Raw genomic sequence first — 13,056 nt, 5'->3', positions numbered from 1 at the left:
GGCAATCCACGCTCCGAAATCACACCGGCATATCCCCTAACACCGTCGCGCGATGCATCACGCGCCGCGCCGGATAATAATCCGCGTTGGCATAATGCTGCGTCACGCGGTTATCCCAGATTGCCACGTCGTTCGGCTGCCAGCGCCAGCGCACCTGAAACTCCGGTTTGGTGGCGTGCGCAAACAGATAGCCCAGCAGCGCCTCACTCTCCTTCTCGCTTACGCCCAGCAGCCTGGTGGTAAAACCTTCATTAACAAACAGCGCCTTGCGTCCGCTCACCGGATGGGTGCGGATCACCGGATGCTGCACCGGCGGATGCTTCGCCACGGCCTGCTGCCAGCGCTGATGCTCCTCTTCCGTCTTACGGTACTTATACTCCTGGAACGATTTCTTAAAGTCGTGCTCCGCCTGCAGGCCACTCAGCAGCTGTTTGAACGGCTCTGACAGCGCCTCGTAAGCGGCAATCCCGCTGGTCCACAGCGTATCGCCACCGCTCTCCGGCAGCAGCTTTGAGGCCAGAATAGCGATCGCCGGCGGCGTCTGAATAAAGGTGACGTCGGTATGCCAGTTATCATTGTCCGGCGGATTATCCTGATGCGTATCCAGCACGATAATCTCTTCAACGCCTTCGGCATGCGGATAAACCGGATGAATGTGCAGATCGCCGAAGCGGATCGCCAGCGCGCGCTGCTGCTCCGGCGTAATGCGCTGATCGCGCAGAAACAGCACCTGATGACGCAGCAGACCGTGGTAAAGCTGCTCAAACTGCGCGTCACTCAGCGGACGGCTGAGATCGACATCGCTGACCTGCGCCCCGATATACGGACCCAGCGCGGTAAAATTCACTCGTTCGTTCATTGCTGTTCTCCATTCCAGGGGGTCAGTCGGCGCTGTAGCGCACGTAAACCCAGTTCTAAACTAAAGGCAATCAGGGCGATCACCGCGATGCCCGCCAGCACCACATCGGTGGCGAGAAACTCCCCAGCCGACTGCACCATAAAGCCCAGTCCGCGCGTCGCGGCAATCAGTTCAGCCGCCACCAGCGTGGACCAGCCCACACCAAGACCGATGCGCAGACCGGTGAGAATCTCCGGCAACGCTCCGGGCAGAATGACAAAACGCAGCAGCTGCCCGCGCGTCGCCCCCAGCGCCTGAGCCGCACGGATCCGCACCTGCTGCGTATTCTTCACGCCGGCCAGGGTAGACAAAGTCACCGGCGCGAAAATTGCCAGATAAATCAGTAAAATCTTTGAAGTTTCGCCAATGCCAAACCAAATCACCATCAGCGGCAAATAGGCCAGCGGCGGCACCGGTCGATAGAGTTCAATAAGCGGATCGAGCAGCCCGCGCACCGCCGGGCTAAGCCCCATAGCAATGCCCACCGGAATGCCGATCAGTGCGGCAAAGAACAGCGCCACCAGCATGCGCGTCAGGCTGGCACCAAGGTGCTGCCATAGCGTGGCATCCATAAAACCCTGCGGACCAGCAATAACCAGCAGCTTATGCAGCACCTGCTGCGGCGGCGGCAGAAACAAGGGCGCAATCAGCCCCAGCGCGGTCACCCCCCACCACAGCAGCAGCAGCACGGCCACGCTCAGCAGGCTCAGCGACAGCTGGCGGGAAAAGGGCCAGCGCAGGCGACGAACGCGGGACGTCCGGCGCTTGTCATCAATAACGGCACTCATACAAACGCCTCCCGCTGCGCGAACACCTGGTTCAGGACATACTCACGTCGTTCGATAAATGCCGGATCGGATTTGATGCTGCGGCACGGCTCGCCTGCGGCGAAGCGCTGGCCAAAGTCGAGCTTCAGGCGTTCCACTACGCGACCCGGACCCGGCGACAGCAGCACCAGTTCGCTGGCGAGAAAGACGGCTTCTTCGATGTCATGGGTGATCAGCAGAATCTGCTTGCCGGTATCGCGCCATAACGTCAGCAGCAGCGTCTGCATCTGCTCGCGCGTGAAGGCATCCAGCGCACCGAACGGCTCATCTAACAGCAGCAGCTGCGGATCAGCGGCCAGCGCACGGGCAATCCCCACGCGCTGACGCTGACCCCCAGAGAGCTGCCAGATAAAACGCTTCTCTGCGCCCTCGAGCCCGACCTTACGGATCAGACGGCGGGCGATCGCGTGCCGTTCAGCTTTTGCCATGCCCGCCAGCTGCAGGCCGAACGCCACGTTATCGATAACGTTACGCCACGGCAGTAGCCCTTCGTTCTGAAAGACCACGCCGCGCTCTGCGCCCGGTCCGCGTACCGGCTTGCCATCCAGCGTGATACTGCCGGACTCCAGCGGCAGAAAGCCGGCGATCAAGTTCAGCAGCGTGGTTTTGCCACAGCCGGACGGCCCCAGCACCACCAGCAATTCGCGGCTGGCCAGCTGCAGATTGATATCCTGCAGCGCCGGTTGTCCGGCGTAACGTGCGTTGAGATGGGTGATGCTGAGCATAAGGCCTCCGTTATTTGGCTAAGGGGGCAACAAAGCGCGTGGTGACAAAGCTGCTGTAGTCACTGGCGGCATCCGGCACTTTGCCCTGCTCTTTCAGAAACTGTGCGGTATCGACAATCGCCTTGTTGACCGGTTTGCCCAGCTGTTCCACCTGCTGCTGCGCCGTCAGGTAGGTATTGCCTTTCACCAGTCCGGGGACGTCACTTTCCGGCACGCCGCTCAGGCGCGACAGCTTACTGAGGTTATCCGGTTGCTGCAGCCACTGTTCCGGGTTGGCGATATAAGCCTGCTGCGCGGCAATCGCGCTACGGGCGAAAGCGGTGACTACTTCAGGATGCTGCCGGGCAAAATCCTTGCGCACCACCCAGACGTCGAGCGTCGGTGAGCCCCACTGCCCGACCTGCGACGAGTCGGTCAGCACCTTGCCGTCTTTCTCCAGTTCATTGACGGCGGGCGCCCAGACATAGGCGCCGTCGATATCACCGCGCTGCCAGGCAGCAATGATCGCCGGCGGCTGCAGATTAACCAGTTGCACCTGGGTCGGTTTGATGCCCCAGTGTTTCAGCGCGGCCAGCAGGCTGTAATGGGTGGTGGAGATGAAGGGAACGGCAATGCGTTTGCCGATCAAATCTTTGGGCGAGCTGATGCCTTTTTTCACCACCAGCGCTTCAGAATTGCCCAGCTGTGAAGCCAGCAGGAAAGCTTCAATCGGCAGCTGCTGCGTGGCGGCCACCGCCAGCGGGCTGGAACCAATGTTGCCAATTTGCACATCGCCCGAGGCTAACGCACGCAGGACGCTGGCGCCGCTGTCGAATTTGCGCCAGTCAACCGTGGCACCGCTCTCTTTGGCAAAGGTATTGTCAGCCTGCGCCACTTTGGCCGGTTCCGCCGACGTCTGATAAGCCACGGTCACATTGACCGCCTGCGCCTGAAAAGTCATCAGCGCTAACGCGGCTGCTACCGCGCTTATTGTTTTGGTTACTGCCATCATCATGCACCCCAATGTTGAGTCGTGACGGCAGTGTCGCCAGCAGCAATGATTTCATAAAGGAATTAAAAATTATCCCTAATAAAAATCGGTTCTTAGATCAACATCGGGTAACGCTATGCAAAAAGTGCAAATACAAAACCGCTGGTGTGGAAGAAATATGTCAGGCGCTCACATGCCGACTGTGGTATTGATCTCGTCTTGATTTTTTCCCCCTTTTACAGCGGTACTGGCCTCCATGTCGATTGAGAAAGTTGCGCGCCTCGCGGGCGTGTCGAAAGCCACGGTTTCACGGGTGTTAAACCAGCATCCTGGCGTCCGGCCAGATACGCGTAAACGGGTGCTGGCCGCCATTAATGTGTGCGAATACCAGCCCAACCTGCTGGCGCGCCAGCTGCGTACCGCGCAAAGCAACATGTTGCTGGTGCTGATTTCCGATATCACCAATCCGTTCTGTTCACGGGTGGTGCAGGGCATCGAGGCGGAGGCCGAAGCGCACGGCTATCACATCCTGTTATGTAATTCCGCCTCACAGCTGCGGCGGGAAACCGCCTATCTGGCGCTGCTGGCCGGCAAAGTGGTGGATGGGGTGATCACCATGGACGCCGCGGCCTGCTTGCAGGGACTGAAAGAGTTAATTGGTGATGCGCCGTGGGTGCAGTGTGCGGAGTACGATCCCTCGGTGAACGCCTCCAGCGTCACCATCGATAACCGTCAGGCGGCCTATGACACGGTGCATTATCTGGCTGGCAAAGGGCGTCAGCGCATTGCGCTGGTCAACTGTGATATGCGCTATCTCTATTCGCACCAGCGAGAAAGCGGCTATCGCGATGCCATCACGCAGCTGGGGCTTGACTGGCACGGCGTCGCTTACGCCAGCGACATCTCCTGCGAAGCGGGCAGCGCGGCGCTGCGCGAACTGCTAACACAGCCAGAGCGGCCGGACGCGGTGTTTGCGGTATCAGACGTGCTGGCGGTTGGCGTGATTCACGCTGCTCTGGAGGCCGGACTGCGCGTGCCAGAGGATCTGGCGGTGGTCGGCTTTGACGGCATTCCGTTCACCAGTAGCATCAACCCGCCGCTGACCACCATTGCCCAGCCGATGAACCAGATGGGTGCGCGCAGCGTGCAGCTGCTGCTGGCGCGCATCCGTCAGCGCCAGGCGGCAGTGGTGCATGAAGTGCTGCCGTGGACGCGCATTGAGCGCGCCTCCAGCTGACTCAATGCCAGATCAACAGCACGCAGGCTGCGGTCAGCGCACCCATGGCGAGGTTGAAGATTTTCCACGCGCGCGGGCTGCGCAGCAGGCGGCCAATCAGCGAGCCAAAACCCATCCAGATCACGCCGGAAACCACGTTCACCAGCGCCATGCCGATGCTGATCGCCACCACGGAATGCAGATAGGCGCTGCCGGCAAGGCTGAAGCTGGCGACCGCACCCAGCGCCATCAGCCAGGCTTTCGGGTTGATCAGTTGCAGTAACCCGCCCTGCCAGAAAGGCATCTGCTTCACGCTGGCATCGTCGGTTTCCAGCGTTTCGTATTCGGCGGTGGCAATTTTCCACGCCAGCCACAGCAGATAGAGGCTACCGGCCACTTTCAGTACCAGATGCAGTGAGGGATAGAGCAGAATCAGGCTGCCGATGCCAAACGCCACCATCAGCAACATCACCTGCATGCCAATCATGATACCAATCAGCAGTGGAAAGGTGCGCAGGAAGCCAAAATTAGCACCTGAGGCGGTAAGTAACATATTATTGGGCCCTGGCGTGATGGCCGCGACCCAGAGAAAGCCCAGCATTGATAAAAAAAGACTCAGTTCCATGTATATTCGGGTGCTCCTCACCCAGAAAAGCGAACAACCCATCGAAGCTATCAGCGAGTTATGCATCAGACAAGTACTATCCCAGGCTATTTTGATCGCCCGAGCGGCGAGCGCTTTACCCCGCTGCGCGGCTTCGGCAATGCGCATCTGCAAACGCTGCTGCCGCGCCTGCTGCGCCGGCGCGTCACGCTGCGCCCGCACTGGCAGCGCCTCGATCTGCCGGACGGCGACTTCGTCGATCTGGCGTGGAGCGAAGATCCGGCACAGGCACGTCACAAGCCGCGCATGGTGCTGTTCCACGGGCTGGAAGGCAGTTTCCGCAGCCCGTATGCCCATGGGCTGATGCAGGCGTGTCAGGCGCGCGGCTGGCTGGCGGTGATCATGCACTTCCGCGGCTGCAGCGGCGAGCCTAACCGTCTGCAGCGCATCTATCACTCCGGTGAAACTGAAGATGCGACCTATTTTCTGCACTGGCTGCAGCGCGAATGGGGCACGGTGCCGACGGCGGCGGTCGGCGTTTCGCTTGGCGGCAATATGCTGGCCTGTCTGCTGGGGCTGCAGGGTACGTCGGCCCCGCTGGATGCCGCGGTCGCCATCTCCGCGCCGCTGGCGCTGGAGCCATGCAGCCAGAAGCTGGACGTGGGCTTTTCACGCTTTTATCAACACTACCTGCTGACCCAGCTGAAGAAAAACGCCACGCGCAAACTGCGCGCCTGGCCGGGCACGCTGCCGGTCGATCTGACGCAGCTGCGCGCCTTCCGCCGGCTGCGTGAGTTTGATGATGCGATTACCGCCCGCGCCCACGGTTTTATTGATGCGCGCGACTATTATCAGCGCGCCAGCGCCATGCCATTGCTGACCGGCGTGCGCAAGCCGCTGCTGATCATCCATGCCAAAGACGATCCCTTCATGACCGATGCGGTGATCCCGCAGCCGCAGCAGTTGTCTGCCACAATTGAGTATCAGCTGACGCAGCAAGGCGGTCACGTCGGCTTCGTGGGCGGCAGCCTGCTGCGACCCAAAATGTGGCTGGAGCAGCGCGTGCCGGACTGGCTCTCAACTTATCTGGATATGTAATTGTGATTATTCCCTGGCAAGAACTCGACCCGACAACGCTGGAAAACCTGATAGAAAGTTTTGTGCTGCGTGAAGGCACCGATTATGGCGAGCAGGAGCGCAGCCTGACGCAGAAAGTGGCCGACGTGCGCCGCCAGCTCGAGCAGGGCGAGGTGGTACTGGTGTGGTCAGAATTGCATGAATCGGTCAATATTATGCCGCGGCGTGAATTTCGCGGCTAATGCGTCAGGCGACAATTCGTGGTAACAATGCTCATCGCCGGACTTCACAGGGAGCGCTGTTATGTCAGCCAGGCATCCAGTCATAGCCGTTACCGGTTCCAGCGGCGCCGGAACCACCACCACCAGTCTCGCCTTCCGTAAAATTTTCCAGCAGCTGGATCTGCACGCGGCGGAAGTAGAAGGCGACAGTTTCCATCGCTATACCCGTCCGGAAATGGACATGGCGATTCGTAAGGCGCGCGACCTCGGGCGTCACATCAGCTACTTTGGTCCGGAAGCCAACGACTTCGGCCTGCTGGAGCAGACTTTCCGCGACTATGGTCAGAGCGGACTCGGCCAGTCGCGCAAATATCTGCACACCTACGATGAAGCGGTGCCGTGGAATCAGGTGCCGGGCACCTTTACGCCCTGGCAGCCTCTGCCGGAAAACACCGATGTGCTGTTCTATGAAGGCCTGCACGGCGGCGTGGTGACGCAGCAGCATAACGTGGCGGAACATGTCGATCTGCTGGTTGGCGTGGTACCGATTGTTAATCTGGAGTGGATTCAGAAACTGGTGCGCGACACCAGCGAGCGCGGCCATTCGCGCGAAGCGGTGATGGATTCGGTGGTGCGTTCGATGGAAGACTACATCAACTACATCACGCCGCAGTTTTCCCGCACGCACCTCAACTTCCAGCGCGTGCCGACCGTGGATACCTCGAACCCGTTTGCCGCGCGTGAGATCCCGTCGCTGGATGAGAGCTTTGTGGTGATCCATTTTCGCGGCCTGGAGGGCATCGCTTTTCCTTATTTACTGGCGATGATCCAGGGCTCGTTTATTTCCCACATGAATACGCTGGTGGTGCCGGGCGGCAAGATGGGACTGGCGATGGAGTTGATCATGACGCCGCTGGTGCAGCGGTTGATTGAAGGAAAACGCATTGAATAGCGCAGGCTAACGCGCCAGTGTCGGCGGGAGGAGCTGAGATCGGGAGCGCAGGCCCGCGCTCCCGGCTGGATTACAGCTCCACCACTTCGTAGCTGTGCGTTATCTCGACGCCCTTGCCCAGCATGATCGCCACCGAACAGTACTTCTCCGCGGACAGATCCACCGCGCGCGCCACCGCTTTATCGCTCAGCGCTTTGCCGCTGACAATAAAATGCAGATTGATATGCGTAAAAATGCGTGGCGCTTCTTCGCGGCGTTCCGAGGTCAGTTTGACTTCACAATCGGCGACATCGTTGCGCCCCTTTTGCAGAATCGACACCACGTCAATCGCGCTGCAGCCGCCCGCAGCCATCAACACCATCTCCATCGGGCTGGGCGCTTTATCACCGGAATTGCCGTCCATTAATACCTGATGACCGGATGAGGATTCTCCGAGAAAGGTCAGCCCTTCCACCCATTTCACTCGTGCCTGCATTATTCTTTCTCCTGAAGCGGCGGTTTTGCCGCCAGAGTACGCTTTCACCTGACAAACAGCAATGCAGACGCATCCCCCACCTGCTGAAGCGAGACAACAGGAGACAGGTTGCAAAAGCTATGCTACAAACAGTGCTGAAAATATTTTCGTCACGAAAGACGAAAGCGGGACGAATCAAAAGCATCGCTTACGAATCCACCCCCGAATAACTGTCCCTCACGGGAAACGCTGGACGATTTCACCGCCTGACAGGGAAAACTGCCCCCTGTATTTTGGGCACGATTACAACAGAGGATAATAGCGAATGGTTCTCGGCAAACCGCAAACAGACCCTACACTCGAATGGTTCCTGTCCCATTGCCATATTCACAAATATCCATCCAAAAGCACCCTCATCCATCAGGGTGAGAAAGCGGAAACGCTGTACTACATCGTGAAAGGTTCCGTCGCGGTACTGATTAAAGATGAAGAAGGCAAAGAGATGATTCTCTCCTACCTCAATCAGGGGGATTTCATCGGTGAGCTCGGCCTGTTTGAAGAGGGCCAGGAGCGTAGCGCCTGGGTACGTGCGAAAACCGCCTGCGAAGTGGCTGAAATTTCCTACAAAAAATTCCGTCAGCTGATTCAGGTCAATCCGGATATTTTAATGCGCCTGTCGGCGCAGATGGCGCGTCGCCTGCAGGTAACATCTGAAAAAGTCGGCAACCTTGCCTTCCTCGATGTGACCGGCCGTATCGCGCAAACGCTGCTCAACCTGGCGAAACAGCCTGATGCCATGACCCACCCGGACGGTATGCAGATTAAAATCACCCGTCAGGAGATTGGTCAGATCGTGGGCTGCTCACGCGAAACCGTGGGTCGTATCCTGAAAATGCTGGAAGATCAGAACCTGATCTCCGCACACGGCAAAACCATCGTCGTTTACGGCACCCGCTGATTTCTTCTCACCCACGGCGTGATGGCAACATCGCGCCGTTTCTGTTTACGATGAGCTGATGTGGCGTCGAATCATCTATCATCCGGAAGTTAACTATGCGCTGCGGCAAACGCTGGTGCTGTGCCTGCCTGTGGCGCTCGGCTGGCTGTTTGGCGATCTGCAAAAAGGGCTGCTGTTCTCCCTGGTGCCGGCCTGCTGCAACATCGCCGGTCTGGATACGCCACACAAGCGGTTCTTCAAACGGCTGATTGTCGGCGGCGCACTGTTCGCCAGCGGCAGTTTTCTGATTCAGTACCTCACGGCTTACGCTGTGCCGCTGCCGCTGATTCTGCTGGTGTTGCCGCTGCTGGTGGGCGTGACCGGTGAAATCAGCCCGCTGCATGGTCGTTTACTGCCCGGCACGCTGATCGCCGCCATCTTTACCTTAAGCCTCGTCGGCCGTATGCCAATGTGGGTCCCGCCGCTGCTGTATATCGGCGGGACGCTGTGGTACGGGCTGTTTAACTGGTTCTGGTTCTGGCTGTGGAAAGAGCAGCCGATGCGCGAGACCCTCAGCCTGCTGTACCGCGAGCTGGCCGATTACTGCGACGCCAAATACACCTTGCTGACGCAGCTGACCGATCCGGAAAAAGCGCTGCCACCATTACTGGCGCGTCAGCAGAAAGCGGTCGATCTGATCACCACCTGTTATCAGCAGATGCATATGCTGTCCGCCAGCCGTGATAACAGTCATAAACGACTGACGCGCGCTTTCCAGGTCGCGCTCGATCTGCAGGAGCATATCTCGGTCAGCCTGCACCAGCCGGAAGAGGTGCAAAAGCTGGTGGAGCAAAGCCATGCCGAGGCGGTGATCCGCTGGAACGCGAAAATCATTTCGGCACGGCTGCGCGTGCTGGCCGATGCCATTCTCTATCACCAGCTGCCGGAACGCTTCCACATGGAGAAGCCGCTCGGCGCGCTGGAGAAAATTGCCCGGCAGCACCCGGATAATCCGGTCGGTAATTTCTGCCTCTACCATTTCAGCCGCATTGCGCGCGTGCTGCGCACGCAGAAGCCGCTGTATACCCGCGACCTGATGGCCGATCGCCAGCGCCGCCTGCCGCTGTTGCCGGCGCTGCGCAGCTACCTGTCGCTAAAATCTGCCGCGCTGCGGACGGCGGCGCGCTTCGCCGTGATGCTGATGTTCGGCAGCGCGCTGGCGCTGTTCTTCAATATTCCCAAGCCCTACTGGATTCTGATGACCATCATGTTTGTCAGCCAGAACGGCTACAGCGCCACGCGCGTGCGCATTCAGCACCGCGCGCTCGGCACCTTCGCCGGCTTGCTGATCGCCGCGGCGTCGCTGCGCTTTGCTGTTCCGGAGTCGATTGCCCTGCTGACCATGCTGGTCATCACGCTCGCCAGCTATCTGATCACGCGTAAATATTATGGCTGGTCGATGATTGGCTTTACCGTAACGGCGGTGTATTCGCTGCAGCTGCTGTCGCTGAACGGCGCGCAGTTTCTGCTGCCGCGCATGATGGATACGCTGATGGGCTGCCTGATTGCCTTCGCCGGCATGATCTGGCTATGGCCGCAATGGCAGAGCGGGCTGCTGCGCAATAACGCGCACGACGCGCTGGAAGCGTATCAGGAGGCGCTGCGCCTGCTGCTCGGTCCGGAGCAGGCGCCGGAGAAGCTGGCGTATCAGCGCGTCAAGGTTAACCAGGCGCACAACGCGCTGTTTAACTCGCTCAACCAGGCGTCCACCGAGCCGGGCTTTAACTTCCAGTATCTGAAAGATATGCGCCTGTGGGTGACTCACAGCCAGTTTATCGTCGAGCACATCAACGCCATGACCATTCTGGCGCGCGAGCACACCATGCTGACGCCAAAGCTGGCGGAGCGCTATTTGCAGTCCTGTGAAATCGCGCTGCAGCGCTGTCAGCAGCGGCTGGCTTACGACGGGCCGGGCAACGACAGCAATATTCTGGAAGCGCCGGAGAATCTGAATGAGGGGCCGGTGACGATTGTCGAACAGCATGTGAAGCGCATTCTGCAGCACCTCAATGTGATGCACACCATTTCTTCACTGGCGTGGAGCCAGCGCCCGCATCACGGCCGCTGGCTCAGCGTGCTGAAGCCGAAAGGTTAGTTCAGGACTTTCGCGATCGCCCGGGCGAAGCGCGCCATGCCTTCTGCGATATCGGTTGGCTCAATCACCAGCGACGGCACAAAGCGAATCACATCGCTGCCGGCGGTCAGTACCATCAGACCTTCAGCGGCGGAAGCGTTGAGGATATCGCGCGCTTTGCTGGCGTGCTGCGCGTTGAGTACGGCACCCAGCAGCAGCCCTTTGCCCCGAATTTCACTGAAGATATCGAACTGCTGATTGATCTTCTGCAGCGCCGAGACAAACTGCTCACGACGCGCGTCGACACCATTCAGTACCTCGGGCGTATTGATGATATCCAGCGCGGTTTCGGCAATCGCACAGGCCAGCGGGTTGCCGCCGTAGGTGGTGCCGTGCACGCCCGGCGCCATCACCGAGGCGATTTCATGAGTGGTCAGCATCGCGCTCACCGGGAAACCGCCGCCCAGCGCTTTAGCGGTGGTGATGATATCTGGCTTGATACCATAGTGTTCGTAAGCAAACAGCTTACCGCTGCGGCCCATGCCGCTCTGCACTTCATCCAGCACCAGCAGCGCGTTGTGCTGATCGCACAGCGCACGCAATCCCTGCATGAATTCCGGCGTTGCCGGCATCACGCCGCCTTCCCCCTGAATCGGCTCCACCACAATCGCGCAGGTGTGGTCGTCAATTACCGCCTTCACCGCGGCCAGATCGTTAAACGGCACATGGACGATATCCGCCGGCTTCGGGCCAAAGCCATCGGAGTATTTTGGCTGACCGCCCACCGAGACGGTGAACAGCGTGCGGCCGTGGAAGGCGTTGTGGAAAGCGATAATTTTGCTTTTGAACGGGCTGTGCTTTTTGCAGGCGTAGTAGCGCGCCAGTTTGAACGCCGCTTCGTTCGCTTCGGCACCGGAGTTACCGAAGAATACCCGCTCGGCGAAGGTCGCCGCGATCAGTTTACTGGCGAGGCGCAGCGCCGGCTCATTGGTGAACACGTTACTGGTGTGCCACAGGGTTTCGCCCTGGCTTTTCAGCGTTTCCACCAGCGCCGGATGACAATGGCCAAGCGCAGTGACCGCGATACCACCGGAGAAGTCGATATACTCTTTGCCCTGCTGATCCCATACGCGGCTGCCTTTGCCTTTGACCGGCACAAACTGCGCAGGTGCATAAACAGGCAAAATAACGTTATCGAACGTTTCCCGGCTTACCGCTAGATTTTCCGCTGCCATTGATGACCTCATCGGGTTATTTGTTGAGCTGATGTGAAATTATAATCACAAAATATGCATAAAAAATCATGCAATGGCAAACGGAAGTTACGTATTGAGGAAATTCGCCAGCAGCTGATGCCCCTGCTCGCTGAGAATGCTCTCCGGATGGAACTGCACGCCCTCGAGCGGCAGCGTACGATGGCGGAAGCCCATGATCTCATCGGCAACGCCGTCGCGCAGGCTCCAGGCGGTGACTTCAAACTCAGGCGGCAGCGTGTCGCGCGCCACAATCAGCGAGTGATAGCGCGTGACGGTTAGCGGATTATTCAGGTTGCGGAACACGCCCTGGCCGGTGTGCTGCACCGCAGAGGTTTTGCCATGCATCACCTTGCGCGCGCGCACCACCTGCGCACCGTAGGCCTGGGCGATGGCCTGATGGCCCAGGCATACCCCGAGAACCGGCAACCGTCCGGCAAAGTGGCGAATGGCTTCGAGCGAAATGCCGGACTGATCCGGCGTGCAGGGGCCCGGCGAGATCACCAGATGACTCAGCGGCAGCGCCGTCATCTCTTCCAGCGTCATCGCATCGTTGCGCACCACGCGCACCTGCGCGCCCAGTTCACAGAAGTACTGGTAGATATTCCAGGTAAAGGAGTCGTAGTTATCAATTAGCAGCAGCATACATTACAGATGAATTGAGTGGGTGCTGTCGGTGGGCGACAAGCAAGAAAGGTCGCAAAAAAGCAATGTTACCACCTTCGACCTCAATCCCCGCTAGCTGTCAAAAAAGAATCTGATTACTCTCGCACCAGGTGCTAGATCTA

The 13,056-nt window shown here is 59.0% G+C and carries 14 protein-coding genes; 6 read left to right on the top strand and 8 right to left on the bottom strand.

The features are described 5' to 3' along the window. Positions 1-19 precede the first annotated feature (19 nt). Genes tauD through tauA form a run of 4 tightly spaced genes read right to left on the bottom strand, consistent with a single transcriptional unit; the run spans position 20 to position 3,441 of the window. Positions 20-859: a taurine dioxygenase gene (tauD, locus tag ABVR31_RS01680; RefSeq protein ID WP_336701023.1), complete on the bottom strand. Its 840-nt coding sequence runs from the start codon at positions 857-859 to the stop codon at positions 20-22. Beyond that, positions 856-1,686, bottom strand: coding sequence for a taurine ABC transporter permease TauC (tauC, locus tag ABVR31_RS01675; protein WP_021507448.1), 831 nt, complete (start codon positions 1,684-1,686; stop codon positions 856-858). The genes tauD and tauC overlap by 4 nt, the downstream gene beginning before the upstream one ends. Then, a complete protein-coding gene (gene tauB, locus ABVR31_RS01670; protein ID WP_021507447.1) occupies positions 1,683-2,450 on the bottom strand; it encodes a taurine ABC transporter ATP-binding subunit in 768 nt (255 codons plus the stop codon). Before tauB ends, tauC begins: the two co-directional genes overlap by 4 nt. Before the next feature lie 10 nt (positions 2,451-2,460). Continuing rightward, entirely contained in the window at positions 2,461-3,441 is a 981-nt protein-coding gene (tauA, locus tag ABVR31_RS01665; RefSeq protein WP_040679688.1) for a taurine ABC transporter substrate-binding protein, read from the bottom strand. 235 nt (positions 3,442-3,676) lie between these two features. On the opposite strand from tauA, the gene ABVR31_RS01660 reads away from it, so the two are divergent. Next, a complete protein-coding gene (locus ABVR31_RS01660; RefSeq protein WP_021507445.1) occupies positions 3,677-4,657 on the top strand; it encodes a LacI family DNA-binding transcriptional regulator in 981 nt (326 codons plus the stop codon). 1 nt (position 4,658) lies between these two features. Here the strand turns inward: ABVR31_RS01660 and ABVR31_RS01655 are convergent, their stop codons facing one another. Beyond that, a complete protein-coding gene (locus tag ABVR31_RS01655) occupies positions 4,659-5,261 on the bottom strand; it encodes a LysE family translocator (RefSeq protein WP_031279689.1) in 603 nt (200 codons plus the stop codon). Positions 5,262-5,321: 60 nt separating this feature from the next. Between ABVR31_RS01655 and ABVR31_RS01650 the strand changes: the two genes are divergently transcribed. From ABVR31_RS01650 to ABVR31_RS01640, 3 genes are all read left to right on the top strand, one after another. Next, entirely contained in the window at positions 5,322-6,338 is a 1,017-nt protein-coding gene (locus ABVR31_RS01650) for a hydrolase (RefSeq protein WP_058759291.1), read from the top strand. 2 nt (positions 6,339-6,340) lie between these two features. Further along, on the top strand, positions 6,341-6,559 hold the full coding sequence (locus ABVR31_RS01645) for a YheU family protein (protein ID WP_021507442.1): 219 nt from the start codon (positions 6,341-6,343) through the stop codon (positions 6,557-6,559). Positions 6,560-6,620: 61 nt separating this feature from the next. Beyond that, on the top strand, positions 6,621-7,490 hold the full coding sequence (locus tag ABVR31_RS01640; RefSeq protein ID WP_021507441.1) for a phosphoribulokinase: 870 nt from the start codon (positions 6,621-6,623) through the stop codon (positions 7,488-7,490). 70 nt (positions 7,491-7,560) lie between these two features. Here ABVR31_RS01640 and ABVR31_RS01635 read toward each other — a convergent pair whose 3' ends face one another. Further along, positions 7,561-7,965 carry an OsmC family protein gene (locus tag ABVR31_RS01635; protein WP_021507440.1) on the bottom strand — a complete coding sequence of 135 codons (405 nt, stop codon included), beginning with the start codon at positions 7,963-7,965 and terminating at the stop codon, positions 7,561-7,563. 304 nt (positions 7,966-8,269) lie between these two features. Here ABVR31_RS01635 and crp point away from each other — a divergent pair, with 304 nt between their 5' ends. Together crp and ABVR31_RS01625 are read left to right on the top strand one after the other, a co-directional pair. Beyond that, positions 8,270-8,902, top strand: coding sequence for a cAMP-activated global transcriptional regulator CRP (gene crp, locus ABVR31_RS01630; protein WP_000242755.1), 633 nt, complete (start codon positions 8,270-8,272; stop codon positions 8,900-8,902). A gap of 58 nt (positions 8,903-8,960) precedes the next feature. Further along, entirely contained in the window at positions 8,961-11,036 is a 2,076-nt protein-coding gene (locus ABVR31_RS01625) for a YccS/YhfK family putative transporter (protein WP_021507439.1), read from the top strand. On the opposite strand, the gene ABVR31_RS01620 is transcribed toward ABVR31_RS01625, so the two are convergent. Further along, positions 11,033-12,250: an aspartate aminotransferase family protein gene (locus tag ABVR31_RS01620; protein ID WP_058759292.1), complete on the bottom strand. Its 1,218-nt coding sequence runs from the start codon at positions 12,248-12,250 to the stop codon at positions 11,033-11,035. The genes ABVR31_RS01625 and ABVR31_RS01620 overlap by 4 nt on opposite strands. An 87-nt stretch (positions 12,251-12,337) precedes the next feature. Beyond that, positions 12,338-12,913, bottom strand: coding sequence for an aminodeoxychorismate synthase component II (locus ABVR31_RS01615; RefSeq protein ID WP_222951543.1), 576 nt, complete (start codon positions 12,911-12,913; stop codon positions 12,338-12,340). Between the last annotated feature and the right edge of the window lie 143 nt (positions 12,914-13,056).

The sequence above is a fragment of the Pantoea sp. WEP genome, from assembly GCF_041678305.1.
Classification (GTDB): Bacteria; Pseudomonadota; Gammaproteobacteria; order Enterobacterales; family Enterobacteriaceae; genus Pantoea; species Pantoea dispersa.
Note: the sequence above shows the minus strand (reverse complement) of the source record. Positions and strands in the feature narration are given on the sequence as shown.

Excerpts from the sequence above, each read along its gene's own strand:
- ABVR31_RS01650 (WP_058759291.1), top strand. The coding sequence starts at position 5,322 with ATGCATCAGACAAGTACTATCCCAGGCTATTTTGATCGCCCGAGCGGC.
- ABVR31_RS01655 (WP_031279689.1), bottom strand. The coding sequence starts at position 5,261 with ATGGAACTGAGTCTTTTTTTATCAATGCTGGGCTTTCTCTGGGTCGCG.
- ABVR31_RS01620 (WP_058759292.1), bottom strand. The coding sequence starts at position 12,250 with ATGGCAGCGGAAAATCTAGCGGTAAGCCGGGAAACGTTCGATAACGTT.
- tauB (WP_021507447.1), bottom strand. The coding sequence starts at position 2,450 with ATGCTCAGCATCACCCATCTCAACGCACGTTACGCCGGACAACCGGCG.
- crp (WP_000242755.1), top strand. The coding sequence starts at position 8,270 with ATGGTTCTCGGCAAACCGCAAACAGACCCTACACTCGAATGGTTCCTG.
- ABVR31_RS01660 (WP_021507445.1), top strand. The coding sequence starts at position 3,677 with ATGTCGATTGAGAAAGTTGCGCGCCTCGCGGGCGTGTCGAAAGCCACG.
- ABVR31_RS01640 (WP_021507441.1), top strand. The coding sequence starts at position 6,621 with ATGTCAGCCAGGCATCCAGTCATAGCCGTTACCGGTTCCAGCGGCGCC.
- tauA (WP_040679688.1), bottom strand. The coding sequence starts at position 3,441 with ATGATGGCAGTAACCAAAACAATAAGCGCGGTAGCAGCCGCGTTAGCG.
- tauD (WP_336701023.1), bottom strand. The coding sequence starts at position 859 with ATGAACGAACGAGTGAATTTTACCGCGCTGGGTCCGTATATCGGGGCG.
- ABVR31_RS01615 (WP_222951543.1), bottom strand. The coding sequence starts at position 12,913 with ATGCTGCTGCTAATTGATAACTACGACTCCTTTACCTGGAATATCTAC.
- tauC (WP_021507448.1), bottom strand. The coding sequence starts at position 1,686 with ATGAGTGCCGTTATTGATGACAAGCGCCGGACGTCCCGCGTTCGTCGC.
- ABVR31_RS01635 (WP_021507440.1), bottom strand. The coding sequence starts at position 7,965 with ATGCAGGCACGAGTGAAATGGGTGGAAGGGCTGACCTTTCTCGGAGAA.
- ABVR31_RS01625 (WP_021507439.1), top strand. The coding sequence starts at position 8,961 with ATGTGGCGTCGAATCATCTATCATCCGGAAGTTAACTATGCGCTGCGG.